The following is an 18994-nucleotide window of genomic DNA, read 5'->3' as shown; positions in this document are numbered from 1 at the left end:
TTACATGGACTATAACTTATTTCTTGTATATAATTGTAAATTGAATTCCATATATAGAATAGGAGCATAAATAAATGAAAAGAACTCTACTAATCTTTTTCAGCATTTTACTACTCATTCCTATACATACCTCTGCACAAACATCATCAAAATCAAAAGTACTCGTTTTGTATAGTACAGAAGACAACAAAATTACAAACAATGTACAAATCCTTAATACTCAGTTAGGGCACTTTACAAAAGATATAACAGTAAAAAGCTTAAAGGAAATAAAGGAAAGTACTGAATCATCTTCTTATACACATATTGTTTATATCGGAGAGAAAAAAGAAGATTTTTCTATTGCAGCAAAACAATTTCTAGAAAACTTCTCAGGTCCCATATTAATTTTAGGACAAAATGTTGAACAATTATCTAATCGTTTTTCTTTCATTACCTCGAAAGAAACCGATATACGAATTCACACTATAGAATATCCGACTAACCAGTTAAAAAATGAATTACATGAAGAACGCTTAATGAAGAAAATTGAAACAAAAGGAACAACTCTTGCTTACGCCTTGAGTGCTGATGGAACTCATCCGTTAATCATTCAGCAAGGAACATCCTATTATGTTGCAACTCCAAACCTTTTCGATTGGATGTCTCATTACGTCGGTGAAATGTTATTTTCTTATTTCGGACAAATACCTGAAACAAATAAAACTTCAGCTTATTTACGTCTTGAAGACGTTCATCCAGCTGTAGATGTAAAGCAATTAAAAGAAATCGCTGAATTACTAAAAGAGAAAAAGCTCCCTTATATGATTACCGTTATCCCTGTTTACAAAGATCCAGACACAGGAAAAACAGTACATTTAAAGGATAACTCTGAATTAATCGATGTTTTACACTTTATGCAAGATAATGGTGGCTCTATCGTTATGCATGGTTACACACATCAGTTTTATGATAGTGAAACTGGCGAAGGTTTTGAATTTTGGGATGTAAAAACAGATCAACCAATTCGCCAACCAAACCATGAAAAATCAAAAACAAAAAAAGATTTTCAGTCTACAGAAGACTATAATAAATACGTAAAAAACGGGAAAGCCTTCGAAGAAAAATATATTAAAGATCATATTGAAAAAGGGATTACAGAGCTTGTAGAAGCTAAATTATATCCAGTTGCCTTTGAAGCTCCGCACTATACAATGTCTCAAAAAGGATATGAAATACTATCACAATATTTTTCAACTTATGTAGGACAAATACAACTAAACGATACAACTTGGAAATCAATGCACTCACCGGCTTATATAAGTACACCGTCATTTTTACATGGGATGAAATTAATTCCTGAAACTGTTGGCTTTATTGAAGAAGGTAAGCCACAAGCTATAGCAAAAATGAAAGAACGTGCTTTATCTATCACTAAACTATCTGATGGAATTATCGGTGCATTTTATCATCCTTACTTGGGCGTTGAACCATTAAAAGAAGTATTAAAAGAACTAGAAAGTATTCCAAACATAGAGTGGATTGATTTACAAAAAGACATGAATGAAGTAAAAATGAAAGATATTCATATTACTACTAATAAAGAAGGCATTCACATTGAAAAACCAACAAGTGCGAATGACATAATTGATTATATAAAACAATATGGGTTCTTCCATATAATTGGGTTCATTATAATTGTCTTTCTTTTATTATTAAGACGTGCGAAAAAATTAGAGTCATAAAAAAACACCAAGCGAGATGCTTGGTATTTTTTTATGACTCACTAACTTTATAAAATCGCACCGTATTCGCATATATTTGCTCAGTAACTTTCTCTACTGATATTTTTTTTATTATACTAATTTCTTGTAATACATCTTTTATCATATAAGGATGTGTCATCGTATCCTTCTGAAATTCCCACGGCCCATCTGTTTCTACCATCATATATTCAAGCGGATAATACGAAACTATTTTTCTAATTTTCTCCTTATGTAAAACATCCGGTGTGATAGAAATATAATAACCGTTCCTCATCATCCGTTTCATTGTCTCTTCACTTCCTTTAAACCAATGAAAGTGTGCACGCGAAACTTTATATTCTTCAAGTAAACCACATACAGTGTCAGTATCTTCATAAACCGCATGCAATATAATTGGTAAATCGTATTTACTAGCTAGTTCCACAAACTTTTTTAACACCGCTATGTATGGATCAATAGCAATATTTTCATCTTCTTTCCTTAAATAATATGGCAAGCCCACTTCACCAATCGCAACGATTTCCTCTACATGATCTTCAATTAATTTATAAATTTGCTCACATTCCTCTTTATGAATCGGCTGCTCCGGATGAAAACCTATTGCTGGATGTACAAAAGGATATCGCTTTGCTAAAGATAAAGTTTCTAGACATGATTGATAATTCATAGATACTGCAATAAGCCCTTGTATCTCTTTACTGTTTTCCACATCTATAAATAATCTACTTTTCTCTTCATTCTCATATTGATCAACATGTATATGACTATCAATCAATTTCATCTTTATGCCCCCATAAAAAAAACAAGAAAGGGTCTTCCTTCTTGTTTTATCATCTATATTAGTTAACAATTAAATTTGTTATTATATCAAATAATCCAATACATACTACGGCAACAGTAAAGTAGCTACAGAAATCTTTAATTGGAAACTTCACTACTTCTTCTTTACGCATCCCAGTTTTCTCCCTTCTTAATATATCCCTAATTATTTTTTATCTATTTGTATCTATTATGCAAAAAATATGACAAATTTACTATCGAATTAACTTACGTAAACCTTACAATGTTGTAAGGTTTGAAAAAGAGCCTCATCTAAATAGAGATGAGGGCTATTAAAAATTAGTTGGTTTTTCATTCTTCATTAACATTACAAACAGAAAGTGATACAGTGAGACTTTCTAGTTACACTATATGAAATTTACTATATTTTAACCATCGAATTACATTACAGAAGGCTTACATGTTTGTAAGCTATGTGTAATGTAATTCGATAGTTTCCCTTACCTATATTTCGTACAATAAAGTTAGAAAGTAAACCAAATAAGAAGAACACTCACATAACCAAATTACATTGCTAGTAGCCTACTCTTCTTATACCTTTCACTCATGCTACTACAATGTACCCCCTTCCCCTTTATATAATAAGAAAAGCCTTAGTCCATATGGACTAAGGCTTTTTCACGAACCTAAAATACCCCTACCTAGTATTTTTATTTTCGACAAAAAATAGGTGGGGGTATAATTCGCTATCTCATCGTTAAAAGTTTACTCTTCGCATTAATAGGAATATTTACAGCTTCAATTTCTTCAATTGCCTCGCCGTAGCGTCCTTTTGCGTACACCTTTAATGCTTCATCTCTCTTTAACATATGCTTAACAGTCTTCTTTATTTTTTGTTCTCTTCCACGTTCATCAAATGCAATAAATTCATATTCATACCATTCATCACCGACACGCTGACCAATCGCATCCACAATTGTATAGTATTCTTTCGTCGTATAAAGCGGATTATATTTATCAATAACTGGTCCAAGTTTCGTAGGTAGTAATACTACTACTATCACTACCATAGCTATTACAGTAGTAATTATTTTTTTCTTCATAATACTGATCTTCCTCCTCTACAGGATACTTATACATCCATTCTAAAGAGCAGGAATTTAATCTACCATTCAATCCCATTACATTACCCTTACATTTTTGTAAGAATAAAGTGAAACTTTAATCAGTGGGGGTTTTGTTCATCCCCCCACTGATTATCGGCCCTCACCAATCGGGCGTTTACGGGCAGTTGATCTCCCACCTAATTTCTTTGCTCCAGCTGAATTTTGAGGTGGGAGTTCTACTGCCCGTTAATGCAGGATAAAAAAAGATGAACGAATTTTCTCGTTCACCTTTTAGCTTGCTTTAAAGCCACCGCCAAGTACATCACGCACATCGTGAATGACAACGAAGGCATCTTCATCAACTCTACTAATAACTTGCTTTAACTTAACAAGCTCTTGTTTATTAATAACGATATATAAAACTTCTTTATTTTTACCAGTATATCCGCCGCGTCCTTCTAATACAGTGACACCGCGTGTCATGTTTTTTGTAATAGTTTCACGTATTAAATCCGGTTGATTTGAAATGATTGTAACAGCTGTTTTTGTATCCATACCTTCCACGATGAAATCAATTACTTTCGCTCCGACAAATACAGCTACAAGTGTATACATTGCCTTTTCTTGTCCTATTATAAATACAGAACCCGCAATTACAACGATATCAATAATAAGTACGCCTTTACCAACGCTCCAACCTAAATATTGATTTGCTAGTCGAGCTAAAATTGCCGATCCTCCTGATGTACCTCCAGCTTTGAACATACAGCCTAATCCGATACCTACAAATACACCAGCAAATAAAGCTGCTAGTAACGTATCACTATTTACTTGATATTCGATATGTTCTGTAACATATAAAAACAAAGAGGTTTCCACAATACCTATAATTGTGTAAACCATCGTTTTCTTATCAAAAAATTTATAACCTACAGCTAATAAAATTGCATTCAAACCAAAATTCACAATTCCTGGTGACCAATCAAATAAATAGTACGTAACAACCGTTACACCAATAATTCCACCCTCTGATAAACGGTTTGGAATTGCAAAGTAATTAATACCAATTGCGAATAATAATGAACCAATTGTAATTAGTGTTATTTCCTTTATACGTTGATTAACCATAGTTCATACCTCCCCCCATTTGACATTGTATCACTATCTCCTAGAGGTTTAGAAGTTGTTTTTATTCCGCATTTCCCCTCACAAAGACCAAGATATTATGTTTAAACAAAGGGGTGATTAATTATTCATATTCGCTCTAACTGTACGGACAAAGCGCTCCACATTCCCACTCTGAATATACTTAGCTCTAATGGTTTCACGATTACAAGTACATTCGAAATATGGACGGAAATCTATGTCATCTATATGCAAATATGAATACTCTTCAAATATCGCAGGATAGCACGAAAATTTCCCGTAAAACAGAAGACGTCTAGTAGTGGCAACAAAAATCCCATGTTGATAACATAAAGTAAAGTCATCCTTTTCAAATATCCCTACGACAAACGCTAAAATCTTTTCGTCATCCTCTACATATTTTTTCATACTTAATAAAAGTTCATTCATGCATATTCCTCCAAATTCTATTCATTGTTTTAACACTTGAAAAGAATCCATGGATTATTACAGACCGGTGTAACTCTTTTATAAAGTATGAAACGCGTTTCCTGTCAAAGACATTTCAAAAAATAATCCGTTATGTGATTATACACATAACGGATAAATACTAAACCGTCGAGCGTTCCACAAGTTTATACGGAATTTCCATCTTTTCTTGTTTAGAACTCTCATCACTTACTTGCCTATAAAACATTTCAAAAGCCGTCTTACCTATTCCCTTTAAATTTTGGTCAATGGTTGTCAGTTGTAAAACTTGAGAAATCGGTTGATTATCAAAACCAATAATCGCTAAATCCTCAGGAACTTCAATACCTAATTTTTCAACTTCTGTCATGATCCCAATAGCAACTTCATCTCCTGCCACTATTAATGCTTCAGGAGGATTCTCCATCTCCTTGAATTGATGTGCAACTCTTACACCATCTTCTAACGTAAAGCATTCTGTGAAAATCCGATCTTCCATCACTTCTTCATCTATTAATTGTAGCTGTTGTTTATAAGCATCAAAACGTTTCTTACTACTTGGCCCTAACTTTCTTCCCGTACAATATCCAATCTTCTTATAACCTTTTTCAATAAGGTAACTCATCCCTAATTGAAAGGCATTAAAATGATCTGTATATACACTCGATATGCTTTCAATATCATTATCCTCACAAGCAATAACCGCCCCATACGCTGCATAAGGCTCTATAGTTTCCCACTCATTGGCACGAGAACAAATGATAAGACCGTCTAGTTGCTTTGTTTTCAACATATGTAAACTTTTCATTTCTTCTTTTTTATTGTAGTTCGTTTGACAAAGAAGCACTCGATAGTTGTGAGCTAACGCAACTTCCATCATTCCACCCACCATCGCATCAAAAGACGGATGATTAATATAAGGTAAAATCACGCCAACAATATTCGTCTTCCCTTTTGATAAATGAACAGCATTGGCATTTTGCGAGTAATTCAATTTCTCAACTATTTCTAAAACAACTTTCCTTTTTTCTTCACTTACATATGGATGATCATTTAATACCCTCGAAACAGTCGTAACTGAAACCCCAGCCATCTTTGCAATATCTTTAATATTAGCCATACACTCACCTCTACTTTTAACTTAATGAATCACATGAACATATGTCAAATCTTCTCATCATGACACTTTCATTCGTTTTTCTTACAAAAGTGTAATTTTCCTGTAAGCTAATTCGATAGTGACTCTCCGCAACATTTCATATAATTAAGTCAGAAACAGGGCAACAACCATTTGAAAAGGAGCGGATCTATATGATGAACAAAATGAAAACGAACAATTTCTTAAATACAATGAGCTTGGTATTTTCCGCTCTTATCGATGCAAAAGCTGTTGCTTCTACATTAAACAAGTAAGGAGAATACATTATGAACAACATCACTTTTAATAAATTAGATTTTTTAGGACTAGCTAGCGGCACGGTTCTTCTTACTGCTTTCATTTACGCTGCTACACTATAACTTCGTGTCCCCTTTCCCCTTTATATAAATAATAATAGAAAAGACGACCGTCTATGCACGATCGTCTTTTCTTATTTTTGATTTGGCTGCAAAACTTCCTTTAGTTCTTCAAACTTTGCATTTAATTCATCTGTCATCATTTTCATAGCCGTTTTTCGATCTATTTGTTCTTCAGCATCGATTTGAATTGGGTCTCCAAAAACTAATCGCGCTTTTTTTCCTTTTATCAATTCTTTTATACTTGATGGACCAACATAAGCTGCCGGTATTAACGGAACGTTAGAACGCATTGCAATCGTAACAGCCCCAGCTTTTAGTGAAACGTCTTCTGATGACCTCGTCCCACTCGGGAAAATCCCTACTACTTTTCCTTCTTTTAATAAACGTGATGGAATTTTCAATGTGCTTGGCCCTGGATTCGCACGGTCTACAGGGAATGCATTTACATTTTTAAAAAACCAATTTTTAAATTTCCCTTCAAACAATTCTTTTTTTGCCATGTAATGAATTTGGGTTGGGTACATTCCTGCCGCTAACATTAAAACATCCATAAAACTTGTATGTGTACACGCAACAACGTAAGGGCCACCTTCCGGTAATTTCTCTCTCCCTTGTACTTCTACCTTCCCAGCCATTTTAAATATATATTTCAACGAAAATGTAATTGGTTTATACATTTGTTTCGTTCCTTTCTGAATATCCGAAGTATAATTATTTTCTTACAACGATTATAACACTAAGTTTTAGGAGTTGGTAATAAAAATAAGTATTTATTGTTAAATTTCAATTCTTACAAAAGTGTAATTTTCTTGTAAGCTAATTCGATAGTGGCTCCCTCCACTATCTTATACAATTAAGTCAGAAAGTAACAACAACCATTTGAAAAGGAGCGGATCTATATGATGAACAAAATGAAAACGAACAATTTCTTAAATACAATGTGCATGGTATTCTCCGCTCTTATCGATGCAAAAGCTGTTGCTTCTATATTAAACACGTAAGGAGAATTTATAATGAATAACATGACTTTTAATAAATTAGATTTTTTAGGACTAGCTAGCGGCTCGATTCTTCTTACTGCTTTCATTTACGCTGCTACGCTTATATAACTTTGTGTCCCCTTTCCCCTTTATATAAATAATAATAGAAAAGACGACCGTCTATGCCCGGTCGTCTTTTTAATTTTTTCTTTCCTTCAAGTCTTTTAAAAGCTGTATCAGTTCAGCTTGTTGTTTTATATTTTTACGACCGTTTCGATTAATTGCTGCAAGCTCGCAGGCAACTCCAGCAGCAAAGAAAAACAATAAACTTTCTAACATATAAAATCCTCCAGTTGCCTATTAAACAGCTTGACGCAATTGCTTTTCTTGCAAAATTTGTTTATTTATATTTTCTTCTTTTCTCTGACAAACATTATTACGAATAAGCGCTGCAATAACAAATAATGTTCCTAATACATCAAATGTCGTTATTTTATATCCTTGTATCATCATAATAACTAAAGTAGTAATTGGCACAAAGTTAATAAATAAAATACCATTAATTGATGATAAGATTTTCACACCGTAGTTCCAAGCAAGTAGTGCTACGATACCTGGTAATGTCATCATAAATAACAAATCATACTTCACAATAGAAATCGTTTCCATACTTGGAACAGATACATATCCAAGCACTGTAATGACCACAGTTATAATCCCTGTGACAGTTGTACCCAATACACATGTCAAAGTAGAATAACGTAATGTTGACCAATCGCTACACGTTTGACCACCCATCGTATAAATAACCCATCCTACAACACCAACAAATATAAATACTAGTGAAAACATATTATCTTTCAATGTTAAAAAGAAACTCATATCACCTTTCGTAATAACAAATACAGCCCCTACAAACGCAATAATCATGCTCGTTATCATATATTTCTTCGGCTTTATATTTTTATATCCCCATAAAATACAAATTGAAATCATTGGCATAAGCGCCTCCATAATAGAAGCTACCATTACACCTGATTTTCCCATTAACATTTGTCCTAGAAAAATTAATACATTATATACGGTAAAAGCCATTGTTCCAAAAAAGACGAGTAACTTCCCTCTTCCTTCTAAGCGAAATGCCTTCTTTCCTTCTTTCATTAGCAATAATACAATCAATACAATTGCTACCGCCCCATAACGAATAAACGAAAAATAAAATGGATCTATGTATTCTAGAGCATGATCAGCAACCGGAAACATCGCTCCCCATGACATACTTGCAATTAAACATGCCAAAGCACCTATTATCATTTGACCTTTTCTCACCACAATCCCCCGCTTCTTTCTATTTGCACAAAGAGAATTGTAAAAGAAAAAATATATCACGTAAAATGATTCAAAATGATGTTAACTATCATTTATAATGATAGTTAACATCAAGGAGGAGCATAAAATGGAATTACGAGACTTACAAATCTTCCAGAGCGTTGCCGACCGCGGTAGTGTAAGCGGCGCAGCAAAGGAATTAAATTATGTACAATCAAATGTAACCGCACGTATTAAACAATTAGAAAACGAGCTGAAAACACCTCTCTTTTACCGTCATAAGCGAGGCATGACTTTAACAGCTGAAGGAAGAAAAATGCTCGTTTACGTTCATAAAATTTTGCAAGATGTTGAAGAGCTAAAACAAGTGTTTTTAGATAGTGAAACACCATCTGGTATATTAAAAATCGGTACAGTCGAAACAGTCAGTACATTGCCTACCATCTTGTCTTCTTACTATAAAAGCTATCCAAATGTTGATTTATCATTACAAGCTGGTCTAACGGAAGAGCTTATTAGAGAAGTACTCGATCACCAATTAGATGGCGCCTTTATATCAGGTCCTATTAAACATCCACTAATTGAACAATACGATGTTAGTACTGAGAAATTAATGCTTGTTACACAAAATAAAGCTTTTCATATAGAAGAATTTACTACGACGCCCCTACTCGTTTTTAATCAAGGATGTGGATACCGTTCCAAGCTTGAACGATGGCTTAAAGATGAAGGTTTGCTACCAAAAAGAATTATGGAATTTAACATATTAGAAACTATATTAAATAGCGTAGCGCTCGGTCTTGGGATTACACTCGTCCCCCAGTCTGCGGTGCAGCACCTTTCTACAGCAGGTAAAGTCCACTGCCATCCAATTCCGGAGAAATACGGCAGTATTTCAACTGTTTTCATACGCCGTAAAGATAGTTACATGACCAATTCGATGCGCAGCTTTTTAAAAACAATTAAAGAGCACCATCATATCAATATGCTTTGAAGGACATTCTTACACGAATGTCTTTTTTTCTTACAAAAGTGTAAGTCTTACGTAAGCCAATTCGATAGTTGCAGGCTGCTATATTTCATATAATTAAGACAGAAAGCAGGGCAACAACAATTCGAAAAGGAGCGGATACGCATGATGAACAAAATGAAATCAAACAAATTTTTCAATACAATGGGCATGGTGCTATCCGCACTTGTCGATGCAAAAGCAGTTGCAACTACATTAAACAAATAAGGAGAGATTATAATGAACAACATTACTTTCAACAAATCAGACTTTATCCCGCATTAACGGGCAGTAAGACTCCCACTTCAAAATTCAGCGAAATCAAAGAAGTTAGGTTTGGGATCAACTGCCCGTAAAAGCCCGATTGGTGAGGGCTAATAATCAGCGAGGGATACCCCGCCCTCACTGATTAAAGTTTCACTTTATCGGACTTGCAAGTGGAGCTACTCTTCTTACTGCATTCATTTATGCACTTGCTCAAAGTCTTATTTAACACTTTGTTTCCCCCAATCCCTTTATATATAGAAAAGGCTGCTCGTCTTATAGACAAGCAGCCTTTTAGTTTGTTTCATATATAATTTGGCCTGTTTTGCTTATATCATATCCACCAATTGCTTTTAATTCATTGTGAAACTCTTCAGATTGCAAAACCTCTTTTATAACCTCAATAAGTTCCTCATTTTCTTTATTCTTCAGAAGTACTAAATCATACTGTTCTTTCATTATTGGAATAAAGTCTACGTTCACAATTTGGGAAAACTTTTCTGATCCTACCCCAACATCAGCTTTTCCATTCGCGACTTGCGAGGCAACGCCAAGGTGATTCGATTCTTCCCATCCATACCCGTTAATATCTTCTTTACTTAATTTTTGAATTCGCAATTGCTCATCCACTAGCACCCTAATACCAGAACCTTTTTCTCGATTTACAAATCGTATAGATGACTGAGCTAAATCAGCCCATGTTTTTATATTTTGTGGGTTCCCTTTTTGCACATAAAACCCAACATTTCTTGCTAATAAATTCATCATAATATATGGTTGTCCAACCAAAATACGTTTTACGTAAGGAACATTATATGTACCCGTTTCACCATCAAATAAGTGTAAACTAACGACGCTTCCTTCTCCTTGGTACATCTTCACTAAACTCGTTAAACTACCTTGATACGCTCTCAATATATTAGAATTTGGCAATCGATTTTCTATATGCTTTGCCAACATATCTAACGTTAGTTCTTGACCACTAATGATGCGTGTATTCGAACTACTAATTTCGTCCTTCTTTACAGGAGTAAATTGTACCTTCCCTGTTTTCATTTGCTTTATATATTGTTCTAAATCAGCTGCATCAATGCGCATTTGTCTACCAACCCTATAAGAAGGAAGTTCTCCTTTTTTAATTAGGTCGTATACAGTTAATTTTGATACTTTTAATTGCTTTGCTACTTCTTCCGTTGTGTAGGAATGATGATCCATAGACGATTCCTCACTTTCTTCCTTCATTGTAACAAAGAAAAGAATATTTCTCCTAGTTTTTAAAAACAACTATATCGTTCAAATTATATTCAATTATAACTAGTTATAATTAGTTATAATTAGTTATAATTAATTTAGTAAACGAAGGGAGATTTTTTATGAACAAATTTACTTTACGATCCATTGGGGTACTTATACTTTCTTTTCTTCTTATATTTAATGTAGCTTGTTCAAGTGAAGAAAAGTCAGCTGCTAAAGAGGGAGAATCAGTGGAGCTGACTATATCAGCTGCTGCAAGTTTACAAGATGCATTAAAAGAAATTGAAAAGCAATATAAAGAGAAAGAACCAACTATTCAACTTTCTTTTAACTTCGGTGCTTCTGGTGCACTTCAACAACAAATTGAGCAAGGTGCACCTGCTGATTTATTCTTCTCTGCAGCAGAGGATAAATTCCAAACTCTTGTTAAAAAAGGATTTATTAATGAAAAAGAAGGGAAAAACCTTCTTGGAAATGAACTAGTTCTAGTCGTTCCAAAAGATAGTGCTCTTACAAAACTTCAAGATTTAAAGGATGAGAAAATCAAGAAAATCGCACTTGGTACACCCGAATCTGTACCTGCAGGAAAATATGCAAAAGCTTCTCTCACATATGAAAATCTTTGGAATGACGTTCAAAATAAAATCGTATTTACAAAAGATGTTCGCCAAGTGTTAACATATGTAGAAACAGGTAATGTTGATGCTGGTATTGTATATAAAACAGACGCTCTCGTTTCAGACAAGGTAAAAATTGTAGAAGCGGTAGCAGTTAATTCTCATGAGCCAATCCACTATCCTTTAGGTGTTATAAAGGAATCTAAGCATAAGAAAGAGGCGACTTCATTCTATGAGTATTTACAATCAAAAGATGCACAATCTATCTTTAAGAAATATGGATTTACAATCCTGCCATAATCGCTATGAGCTTTGATGCAATTTTGTCACCTGTCTTTCTATCCTTGCGAGTAGCTGCGTGCGCCACAATAATCGTTACGATCTTAGGAACGATTATTGGACGAGCATTAGCGCGCTCCTCGTGGCGATATAAAGTACTACTAGAAACTATTTTCTTATTACCAATGGTGCTTCCACCAACTGTTATCGGCTTTTTTCTAATTATCATTTTTGGAAATAACAGTCCCATTGGAAAGTGGATTGAATCATTATTTCAGCAGTCCATTATGTTTACATCTACTGCTGCTATCATTGCTTCTACAGTCGTTGCATTTCCGCTCATGTACCAATCAGCAAAAACAGGATTTTCTATCGCAAATGTACAAATTGAAGATGGCGCGCGCGATCTTGGTGCAAGTGAATATCAAGTTTTTCTACATGTTACACTCCCGCTTGCATTCCCCGCACTACTTAGCGGTATGATTTTAAGCTTTGTTCGCGCACTCGGTGAATTTGGTGCAACTTTAATGTTTGCAGGAAATATACCTGGCAAAACTCAGACGATTCCAACGGCGATTTATATGGCTATTGATGCGAGTAATATGCAACTAGCTTGGACACTTGTAATCATAACGATTAGTATGTCCCTTCTATTCTTACTATGCATTCAACTCATTAATAGAAGAATTACTACTTCTTAAAGCAACTTTCGACAAAAGTTGCTTTTTATTTCCCGGAAAATAAAATAATTTGATTAATAACTGAATTTTTTCTCTTATTTAAATATACATTTTATTTGAATTCACTTTCTAAAATAGGTAATTTCCTGTTATTATATGAAAGTGTTTCAAAAAATGAAGAAATGAAAACGCATTTATATCGTAAATTCTTCATCCTGTTTTAGCGATCGGTAATCTTCTACTCTATTAGTGGGGCATTACCGATCGTTAGAACGATATGTAATTATATTGGTATAGAAAACCGAAGGGAGTCTTGTAATGGACATTTTATTAGCGCTTCTTCCTGCAATCGCATGGGGAAACATCTTATTAGTAAGCGTAAAAATGGGCGGTGGTGCATATAGCCAAACGGTAGGTATGACAATCGGTGCTCTATTCTTCGCAACAACTATGTATGTATTTACTCAACCAACTTTAACAATGACAGTCTTGATTGTTGGCTTTATTTCAGGTTTATTCTGGGCTTTAGGACAAGTAAACCAATTAAAAACAGTTGAAAAACTAGGTGTTTCAACTACTGTAACTATTTCTACTGGTATGCAACTTGTTGCAACTTCTATCTTTGGAGTTATCGCTTTTCGTGAGTGGACTACTACTACAACGATTGTTCTGGGAACGATTGCAATCCTATTAATCGTAGTTGGTGTAGTATTCACATCACTAGATGATAAAGAAAATGCACAGCCACCAGGACAATTGAAAAAGGGACTTCTTACTTTAATTGTTTCTACTTTCGGCTATCTTGTATATGTAATTATTATTCGTTGGTATAATATCGATGGTTGGTCTGCTATTTTACCACAGGCAGTTGGTATGTTCGTTGGTGCGGTTGTACTGACGTCTAAACATAAACCATTTAACAAATATGCAATTCGTAATGCTGTATCTGGTTTACTTTGGGGAACAGGAAACTTATTCTTACTTCTTTCATTACCACGTGTCGGAGTAGCGACAAGCTTCCCATTATCTCAAACTGGAATCGTTATCTCAACATTCGGTGCGATTGTCTTCTTAGGTGAAAAGAAAACAAAACGTCAATTGATCTTTATTGCCCTAGGTAGTGTTTTAATTATCGGCGGCGCTGTATTGCTTGGTATGACAAAAGCATAAATTCACACTATATTTAAACCCCCTGAAACGTATATGCTTCAGGGGGTTTTTTGATTACAATTATTTTCTAAATATAATTATTTACACGTTCTCGCTCTTTATGGTTTTTCTTCCATTCTAGCAAGCCATCGATACATAAAAATAGATTAATAATAGCTAATACTAACATGACGTATAAGCCCGTTGAAATATAAATCACAATGCTAACTATGTTATACAAAATCCATAAATGCCAATTTTCTAAGATTTTTCGGCTCAGCATAAATTGAGCTACTAATCCTAATACAGCGTTTAAAGCATCTAAATATGGACTTGTCGATTCTAAATAACGGACTTGATAATATCCCCAACCAATCCAAGCAACTAAAATAAAAAATATATAAATAATCCATCCTTTCAAATCTAAGCGAACTGTCGGTTTTACCTTCTCCTCCCCACTACGCGCAATCCAGTAATACCAACCGTACACATTAAATATAAATTGGAAGGCTGCTAATACTGCCATTGCGTATAAGCCTTGTGTAGTGAAAATATACAGAAATACCGCAACTGTAATCATCCCAAATAAAAAGTTTGATACCTTTTCCCTTGCAAGTAACCAAACATTAATAATCCCCATAACCGATGCGAAAATTTCAATATAACTTGATCGGATATAGAACCCAACTAATATGCAAATAATACTAGAAATGAGTAAAAAAAGTGGACTTCTAACCATATTTATCTCTCCCCAGATATGTAATAAACTCCCTATCAACAGTATAAGAAATAACTCTTATACTTACTATAAATTTTCTCCTGTAAAACTCCCCACTCATCTATTCCACTTACGATAAGCCGTTTCTTTTTACAAAATTCTCTTAAAAATGTTATCGTTTTTTATAACATATTCTCATCAGAAAGGAATAAAGGATATGCCTAATAAACATCGAATTTTATTTATTGGTGCCGGTCGTATGGCAGAAGCTATATTTGCTGGACTACTTACAACAAGTAAAGAATACATCGAAGAAATTATTGTTTCCAACCGAAGTAACATAGAAAAACTAACGCAATTACAAACTCAATATGATCTATCGATTACAACAGATTGGAAACAGCATATTAAATCTGTAGATACAATCGTTTTAGCAATGCCGCCTGTCGCACATGAACAGCTATTAGCGGATCTATCCCCTCTTCTAACTAATCAATTTGTCGTGACAGTTGCTGCCGGAATCGGACCATCTTATCTAGAAGAAAGACTTCCCCAAGGGACACCTGTTGCTTGGATTATGCCAAATACAGCTGCTGGGATTGGAAAGTCTATCTCCTTATATACGACGGGACATTCTGTAGATGAAACACATCAAGAAACGTTACAACTTCTTTTAAAAGGTATCGGTACCTCACAGTTTTGTACCGAAGAGGAAGTTCACCAACTTACCGCAGTTACTGGTAGTGCACCCGCTTTTCTCTATCACTTTGCTGAAGGTTTAATTGAAGCAACGAAAAGCTATGGTATTGATGAGGAAACAGCAAAACACCTTGTCATTCAAATGATTGCTGGCTCTGCCGCTATGCTCCAGCAAAATCAGGATCCAGCTATGCTCCGCGAACAAGTAACAACACCAGGAGGTTCAACGGCTGAAGGCTTAAAAGTTCTATATGAAAATAATTTTTCAGAAGTCATTCAACAAGCAGTTGAAGCGACCAATAAAAAAGCTAGGGGGAATTAATATGACTTTAACAAGTTTAAACGACTATACAACATTACATAACGGCGTGAAAATGCCTTGGTTCGGCTTGGGTGTTTTTAAAGTTGAAGATGGTACAGAAGTAATTGATTCTGTAAAAGCAGCTATAAAAAATGGATACCGTAGTATCGATACTGCTGCGATATATAAAAACGAAGAAGGCGTTGGACAGGCAATTCAAGAATCTGGTATTCCTCGTGAAGAGTTATTCATCACTTCAAAAGTGTGGAATAGTGATCAAGGTTACGAGTCAACACTACAAGCATTTGAAACTACATTAGAAAAATTAGGTCTAGAATATTTAGATCTATATTTAGTACATTGGCCTGTAAAAGGAAAATACACTGAATCATGGAAAGCTTTAGAGCAGCTTTATAAAGATGGTCGTGTTCGTGCTATCGGTGTGAGTAATTTCCATATTCACCATTTGCAAGACGTATTTGAAATTGCAGAAATTAAACCAATGGTTAACCAAGTGGAATACCACCCACGTTTAGCACAAGAAGAATTACATGCCTTCTGTAAAGAACATAACATCCAGCTTGAAGCTTGGTCACCATTAATGCAGGGGCAGCTACTTAATCACCCAACATTACAAGAAATCGCTACGAAATATAATAAATCGACTGCACAAGTTATTTTACGTTGGGATCTACAAAATGAAGTTGTAACAATCCCTAAGTCTATTAAAGAACACCGCATTATTGAAAATGCAAACATCTTTGACTTTGAATTAAGCTCGGATGATATGAAAGCAATTCAAGCTTTAAACGAAAATCATCGCGTTGGTCCAGATCCAGATAACTTTAACTTCTAGTAGGGAAACCACTGCCATATGCAGTGGTTTTTTTATTTTTAATAAAACTGAAAATTTAAACTATATTCCGTTTGATTGACACTTCATTATCTAAGGTGTAAGATTTTGAATTATCAAAGAAACACAAAAATTAATAAAATTTTTTCTCATTGTATCAAGAGAGGTGGAGGGACTGGCCCTTTGAAACCTCGGCAGCAGGTTCATTTTGAATACTGTGCCACTTCCTGCAAGCTTTGTGCTTGAAAGATAGAATGAGGGACTTCGTTTATATACGGGTGCATAACTTGTACGTAAAAATCCCTCTTTCTCAATACGAAAAGAGGGATTTTTTGTTTTTCATTTCCCTCATCATCATCCAATCTTATTAACTATTTAGGAGGAAAATCAAATGAAAAAGAAGTTTGTACCCGGTATTGCATCAGTTGTAGGAGTAAGTATTTTATTATCTGGTTGCGGTAGTTATAAAAACGAAGCGAGCGGAGCAAATGCAAAAGATGAGGCACCTAGTAAGCAAGTTTTAAACTTATCTTCACCTACTGAGATTCGAACAATGGATACGGCTCGTGCTACAGATACTGATTCTGGTCAAGTAATGAGAAACGTATTTGAAGGTTTATACAATCTTGGTGAAGGTAATAAACCTGTTCCTGGCGTTGCGAAATCTCATGAAGTAAGTGCTGATAAAACGAAATACACATTCCATTTACGAGATTCAAAATGGTCAAACGGCACACCTGTAACAGCGAAAGATTTTGTCTTCGCTTGGCAAAGAGCTGTCGATCCAGCAACAGCTTCTGAATATGCTTTTTTATTCCTGGATATTAAAAACGCTAAAAAAATTAATAGCAAAGAACTCCCATCCGATCAACTTGGTATAAAAGCAGTTGATGACCATACGTTTGAAGTAGAATTAGAGCGCCCTGTTCCATATTTTATTAGCTTAACGGCGTTCCCAACATTTCTACCAATCAACGAGGAATTCTTTAAAGCACAAGGTGATAAGTACGCTTTAGAAGATAACAAAATCTTGTACAACGGAGCTTTTACACTAAGCGATTGGAAGCATGAACAAAGCTTTAAATTTAAGAAAAACCCTACCTATTGGGATAAAGATAATGTCAAACTCGAAGAAATCAATTTCAACGTTGTGAAAGAGAAATCAACAGAAGTAAATTTATTCGAATCCAAACAATTAGACCGTATAAAACTAACATCTGACTTCGTTGATAAATATAAAAAGGATGCTAACTTTAAAGAACGTCCGAACGTAGGGGTACAGTTTTTACGTATGAATCAGCAAAACAAAATACTTCAAAACGTTTCTGCACGCCAAGCAATCGATCAAACAATTGATCGAAAATCTTTTGTAAATACGTTATTAAATGATGGCTCTACACCAACCTTTAGTCTCGTGCCGAAAAACTTTGCAAAAGGGCCTGATGGAAAAGACTTCCGTACTGCAAACGGCGATTTAACAAAAGTTGATACAACATCTGCACAAGAATTATGGAAGAAAGCAAAAAAAGAACTTGGTTCTGAAAAGATAACATTAGAATTATTAACAAGTGATGGTGACCTTGAGAAGAAAACTGGTGAGTTCCTAAAAGGACAACTAGAAAAGAATTTAGATGGCTTAACGGTAAATATAAAACCGCAACCACGTAAACAACAAGTTTCACTCTTATTAAAAGGTGACTACGAGATTGGAATTGACGGTTGGAGCCCTGACTTTGCTGATCCAATTACATTCCTTGAACTATTTACGACGAATAACCCTTACAATTTAGATCATTACTCTAATAAAGAGTTTGATGACACAATTGAAAAAGTTAAAACTACTTTGGCTGGTGATGAAAAAGCTCGCTGGGAAGCGTTACTAGCATCAGAAAAAATCTTATTTAAGGACTCTGTTATTGCTCCTCTTTACCAAAAAGGAGAATCTTATTTAGAGCGTTCTTATGTGAAAGGCATTGTGCAAGTAGACTTTGCAGGTCAATTAAACTTCAAATGGGCAAAAATTGAAAAATAAAGTGAAACTTTAATCAGCCCTCACCAATCGGGCTTTTACGGGCAGTTGATCCCCCCTAACTTCTTTGCTTTCACTGAATTTTGAGGTG

20 protein-coding genes, 1 pseudogene and 1 riboswitch are annotated in these 18994 nt (G+C 34.7%); of the genes and pseudogenes, 11 read left to right on the top strand and 10 right to left on the bottom strand.

What is annotated here, in order from left to right:
- Positions 1 to 74: 74 nt before the first annotated feature.
- Positions 75 to 1724, top strand: a complete 1650-nt coding sequence (locus QCI77_RS01205) for a DUF2334 domain-containing protein (protein ID WP_353824419.1) — start codon at positions 75 to 77, stop codon at positions 1722 to 1724.
- A gap of 31 nt (positions 1725 to 1755) precedes the next feature.
- Here QCI77_RS01205 and QCI77_RS01200 read toward each other — a convergent pair whose 3' ends face one another.
- The 5 genes from QCI77_RS01200 to QCI77_RS01180 all read right to left on the bottom strand — a co-directional run bounded on the left by QCI77_RS01200 (position 1756) and on the right by QCI77_RS01180 (position 6344).
- Entirely contained in the window at positions 1756 to 2526 is a 771-nt protein-coding gene (locus tag QCI77_RS01200) for a TatD family hydrolase (RefSeq protein ID WP_061689750.1), read from the bottom strand.
- A gap of 745 nt (positions 2527 to 3271) precedes the next feature.
- Positions 3272 to 3628 (bottom strand): YxeA family protein, encoded by a 357-nt coding sequence (locus QCI77_RS01195; protein ID WP_353824418.1) that lies wholly within the window; start codon positions 3626 to 3628, stop codon positions 3272 to 3274.
- A 294-nt stretch (positions 3629 to 3922) separates the two neighbouring features.
- The gene (locus tag QCI77_RS01190) at positions 3923 to 4759 is read right to left on the bottom strand and encodes a YitT family protein (protein ID WP_353824417.1); all 837 of its coding nucleotides are present in this window, start codon (positions 4757 to 4759) and stop codon (positions 3923 to 3925) included.
- Between the two features lie 117 nt (positions 4760 to 4876).
- The gene (locus tag QCI77_RS01185; RefSeq protein ID WP_002091410.1) at positions 4877 to 5206 is read right to left on the bottom strand and encodes a PH domain-containing protein; all 330 of its coding nucleotides are present in this window, start codon (positions 5204 to 5206) and stop codon (positions 4877 to 4879) included.
- A 160-nt stretch (positions 5207 to 5366) separates the two neighbouring features.
- Positions 5367 to 6344 carry a LacI family DNA-binding transcriptional regulator gene (locus QCI77_RS01180; RefSeq protein ID WP_002009913.1) on the bottom strand — a complete coding sequence of 326 codons (978 nt, stop codon included), beginning with the start codon at positions 6342 to 6344 and terminating at the stop codon, positions 5367 to 5369.
- A 305-nt stretch (positions 6345 to 6649) separates the two neighbouring features.
- Here QCI77_RS01180 and QCI77_RS01175 point away from each other — a divergent pair, with 305 nt between their 5' ends.
- Positions 6650 to 6742: a DUF3948 family protein gene (locus QCI77_RS01175; RefSeq protein WP_012260201.1), complete on the top strand. Its 93-nt coding sequence runs from the start codon at positions 6650 to 6652 to the stop codon at positions 6740 to 6742.
- A gap of 71 nt (positions 6743 to 6813) precedes the next feature.
- On the opposite strand, the gene QCI77_RS01170 is transcribed toward QCI77_RS01175, so the two are convergent.
- Complete coding sequence (locus QCI77_RS01170; protein WP_002124771.1) at positions 6814 to 7419, bottom strand: lysophospholipid acyltransferase family protein; 606 nt, start codon at positions 7417 to 7419, stop codon at positions 6814 to 6816.
- Positions 7420 to 7755: 336 nt separating this feature from the next.
- Between QCI77_RS01170 and QCI77_RS01165 the strand changes: the two genes are divergently transcribed.
- Positions 7756 to 7851: a DUF3948 family protein gene (locus tag QCI77_RS01165; RefSeq protein ID WP_002124767.1), complete on the top strand. Its 96-nt coding sequence runs from the start codon at positions 7756 to 7758 to the stop codon at positions 7849 to 7851.
- 69 nt (positions 7852 to 7920) lie between these two features.
- Here the strand turns inward: QCI77_RS01165 and QCI77_RS01160 are convergent, their stop codons facing one another.
- Positions 7921 to 8061 carry a YrzO family protein gene (locus QCI77_RS01160; protein ID WP_002063481.1) on the bottom strand — a complete coding sequence of 47 codons (141 nt, stop codon included), beginning with the start codon at positions 8059 to 8061 and terminating at the stop codon, positions 7921 to 7923.
- A gap of 21 nt (positions 8062 to 8082) precedes the next feature.
- On the bottom strand, positions 8083 to 9051 hold the full coding sequence (locus QCI77_RS01155) for a DMT family transporter (protein WP_040963027.1): 969 nt from the start codon (positions 9049 to 9051) through the stop codon (positions 8083 to 8085).
- Positions 9052 to 9178: 127 nt separating this feature from the next.
- Here QCI77_RS01155 and QCI77_RS01150 point away from each other — a divergent pair, with 127 nt between their 5' ends.
- Both QCI77_RS01150 and QCI77_RS01145 read left to right on the top strand, forming a co-directional pair.
- A complete protein-coding gene (locus tag QCI77_RS01150) occupies positions 9179 to 10045 on the top strand; it encodes a LysR family transcriptional regulator (RefSeq protein WP_002063480.1) in 867 nt (288 codons plus the stop codon).
- Positions 10046 to 10472: 427 nt separating this feature from the next.
- Positions 10473 to 10553: pseudogene (locus QCI77_RS01145) on the top strand (DUF3948 family protein); the annotation flags it as partial.
- 65 nt (positions 10554 to 10618) lie between these two features.
- On the opposite strand, the gene QCI77_RS01140 reads toward QCI77_RS01145, so the two are convergent.
- Entirely contained in the window at positions 10619 to 11566 is a 948-nt protein-coding gene (locus QCI77_RS01140; RefSeq protein WP_353824416.1) for a substrate-binding domain-containing protein, read from the bottom strand.
- Positions 11567 to 11697: 131 nt separating this feature from the next.
- Here QCI77_RS01140 and modA point away from each other — a divergent pair, with 131 nt between their 5' ends.
- The 3 genes from modA to QCI77_RS01125 all read left to right on the top strand — a co-directional run bounded on the left by modA (position 11698) and on the right by QCI77_RS01125 (position 14324).
- Positions 11698 to 12495 carry a molybdate ABC transporter substrate-binding protein gene (gene modA / locus QCI77_RS01135; RefSeq protein ID WP_353824415.1) on the top strand — a complete coding sequence of 266 codons (798 nt, stop codon included), beginning with the start codon at positions 11698 to 11700 and terminating at the stop codon, positions 12493 to 12495.
- Between the two features lie 5 nt (positions 12496 to 12500).
- On the top strand, positions 12501 to 13175 hold the full coding sequence (modB, locus tag QCI77_RS01130) for a molybdate ABC transporter permease subunit (protein WP_002029397.1): 675 nt from the start codon (positions 12501 to 12503) through the stop codon (positions 13173 to 13175).
- Between the two features lie 297 nt (positions 13176 to 13472).
- Entirely contained in the window at positions 13473 to 14324 is an 852-nt protein-coding gene (locus QCI77_RS01125; protein WP_002009926.1) for a GRP family sugar transporter, read from the top strand.
- A gap of 67 nt (positions 14325 to 14391) precedes the next feature.
- Here the strand turns inward: QCI77_RS01125 and pnuC are convergent, their stop codons facing one another.
- Complete coding sequence (gene pnuC, locus QCI77_RS01120; protein ID WP_340780013.1) at positions 14392 to 15042, bottom strand: nicotinamide riboside transporter PnuC; 651 nt, start codon at positions 15040 to 15042, stop codon at positions 14392 to 14394.
- A 196-nt stretch (positions 15043 to 15238) separates the two neighbouring features.
- Between pnuC and proC the strand changes: the two genes are divergently transcribed.
- From proC to QCI77_RS01105, 3 genes are all read left to right on the top strand, one after another.
- The gene (proC, locus tag QCI77_RS01115; protein ID WP_002091431.1) at positions 15239 to 16042 is read left to right on the top strand and encodes a pyrroline-5-carboxylate reductase; all 804 of its coding nucleotides are present in this window, start codon (positions 15239 to 15241) and stop codon (positions 16040 to 16042) included.
- Position 16043: 1 nt separating this feature from the next.
- Positions 16044 to 16877, top strand: coding sequence for an aldo/keto reductase (locus tag QCI77_RS01110; protein ID WP_002063472.1), 834 nt, complete (start codon positions 16044 to 16046; stop codon positions 16875 to 16877).
- Between the two features lie 148 nt (positions 16878 to 17025).
- Positions 17026 to 17130: riboswitch (SAM riboswitch) on the top strand.
- 135 nt (positions 17131 to 17265) lie between these two features.
- Positions 17266 to 18906 (top strand): peptide ABC transporter substrate-binding protein, encoded by a 1641-nt coding sequence (locus tag QCI77_RS01105; protein WP_201063724.1) that lies wholly within the window; start codon positions 17266 to 17268, stop codon positions 18904 to 18906.
- Positions 18907 to 18994: the final 88 nt, after the last annotated feature.

The organism is Bacillus cereus group sp. MG9, from assembly GCF_040459995.1.
In the GTDB taxonomy this organism is placed as follows: Bacteria; Bacillota; Bacilli; order Bacillales; family Bacillaceae_G; genus Bacillus_A; species Bacillus_A mycoides.
The sequence above is the reverse complement of the archived record's forward strand: the minus strand, read 5'-3'. Positions and strand labels throughout refer to the sequence as shown.

What these genes read in the sequence shown, in the direction of transcription:
- QCI77_RS01205 (WP_353824419.1), top strand. Translation starts at nt 75, where the DNA reads ATGAAAAGAACTCTACTAATCTTTTTCAGCATTTTACTACTCATTCCT.
- QCI77_RS01200 (WP_061689750.1), bottom strand. Translation starts at nt 2,526, where the DNA reads ATGAAATTGATTGATAGTCATATACATGTTGATCAATATGAGAATGAA.
- QCI77_RS01195 (WP_353824418.1), bottom strand. Translation starts at nt 3,628, where the DNA reads ATGAAGAAAAAAATAATTACTACTGTAATAGCTATGGTAGTGATAGTA.
- QCI77_RS01190 (WP_353824417.1), bottom strand. Translation starts at nt 4,759, where the DNA reads ATGGTTAATCAACGTATAAAGGAAATAACACTAATTACAATTGGTTCA.
- QCI77_RS01185 (WP_002091410.1), bottom strand. Translation starts at nt 5,206, where the DNA reads ATGAATGAACTTTTATTAAGTATGAAAAAATATGTAGAGGATGACGAA.
- QCI77_RS01180 (WP_002009913.1), bottom strand. Translation starts at nt 6,344, where the DNA reads ATGGCTAATATTAAAGATATTGCAAAGATGGCTGGGGTTTCAGTTACG.
- QCI77_RS01175 (WP_012260201.1), top strand. Translation starts at nt 6,650, where the DNA reads ATGAACAACATCACTTTTAATAAATTAGATTTTTTAGGACTAGCTAGC.
- QCI77_RS01170 (WP_002124771.1), bottom strand. Translation starts at nt 7,419, where the DNA reads ATGTATAAACCAATTACATTTTCGTTGAAATATATATTTAAAATGGCT.
- QCI77_RS01165 (WP_002124767.1), top strand. Translation starts at nt 7,756, where the DNA reads ATGAATAACATGACTTTTAATAAATTAGATTTTTTAGGACTAGCTAGC.
- QCI77_RS01160 (WP_002063481.1), bottom strand. Translation starts at nt 8,061, where the DNA reads ATGTTAGAAAGTTTATTGTTTTTCTTTGCTGCTGGAGTTGCCTGCGAG.
- QCI77_RS01150 (WP_002063480.1), top strand. Translation starts at nt 9,179, where the DNA reads ATGGAATTACGAGACTTACAAATCTTCCAGAGCGTTGCCGACCGCGGT.
- QCI77_RS01140 (WP_353824416.1), bottom strand. Translation starts at nt 11,566, where the DNA reads ATGAAGGAAGAAAGTGAGGAATCGTCTATGGATCATCATTCCTACACA.
- modA (WP_353824415.1), top strand. Translation starts at nt 11,698, where the DNA reads ATGAACAAATTTACTTTACGATCCATTGGGGTACTTATACTTTCTTTT.
- modB (WP_002029397.1), top strand. Translation starts at nt 12,501, where the DNA reads ATGAGCTTTGATGCAATTTTGTCACCTGTCTTTCTATCCTTGCGAGTA.
- QCI77_RS01125 (WP_002009926.1), top strand. Translation starts at nt 13,473, where the DNA reads ATGGACATTTTATTAGCGCTTCTTCCTGCAATCGCATGGGGAAACATC.
- pnuC (WP_340780013.1), bottom strand. Translation starts at nt 15,042, where the DNA reads ATGGTTAGAAGTCCACTTTTTTTACTCATTTCTAGTATTATTTGCATA.
- proC (WP_002091431.1), top strand. Translation starts at nt 15,239, where the DNA reads ATGCCTAATAAACATCGAATTTTATTTATTGGTGCCGGTCGTATGGCA.
- QCI77_RS01110 (WP_002063472.1), top strand. Translation starts at nt 16,044, where the DNA reads ATGACTTTAACAAGTTTAAACGACTATACAACATTACATAACGGCGTG.
- QCI77_RS01105 (WP_201063724.1), top strand. Translation starts at nt 17,266, where the DNA reads ATGAAAAAGAAGTTTGTACCCGGTATTGCATCAGTTGTAGGAGTAAGT.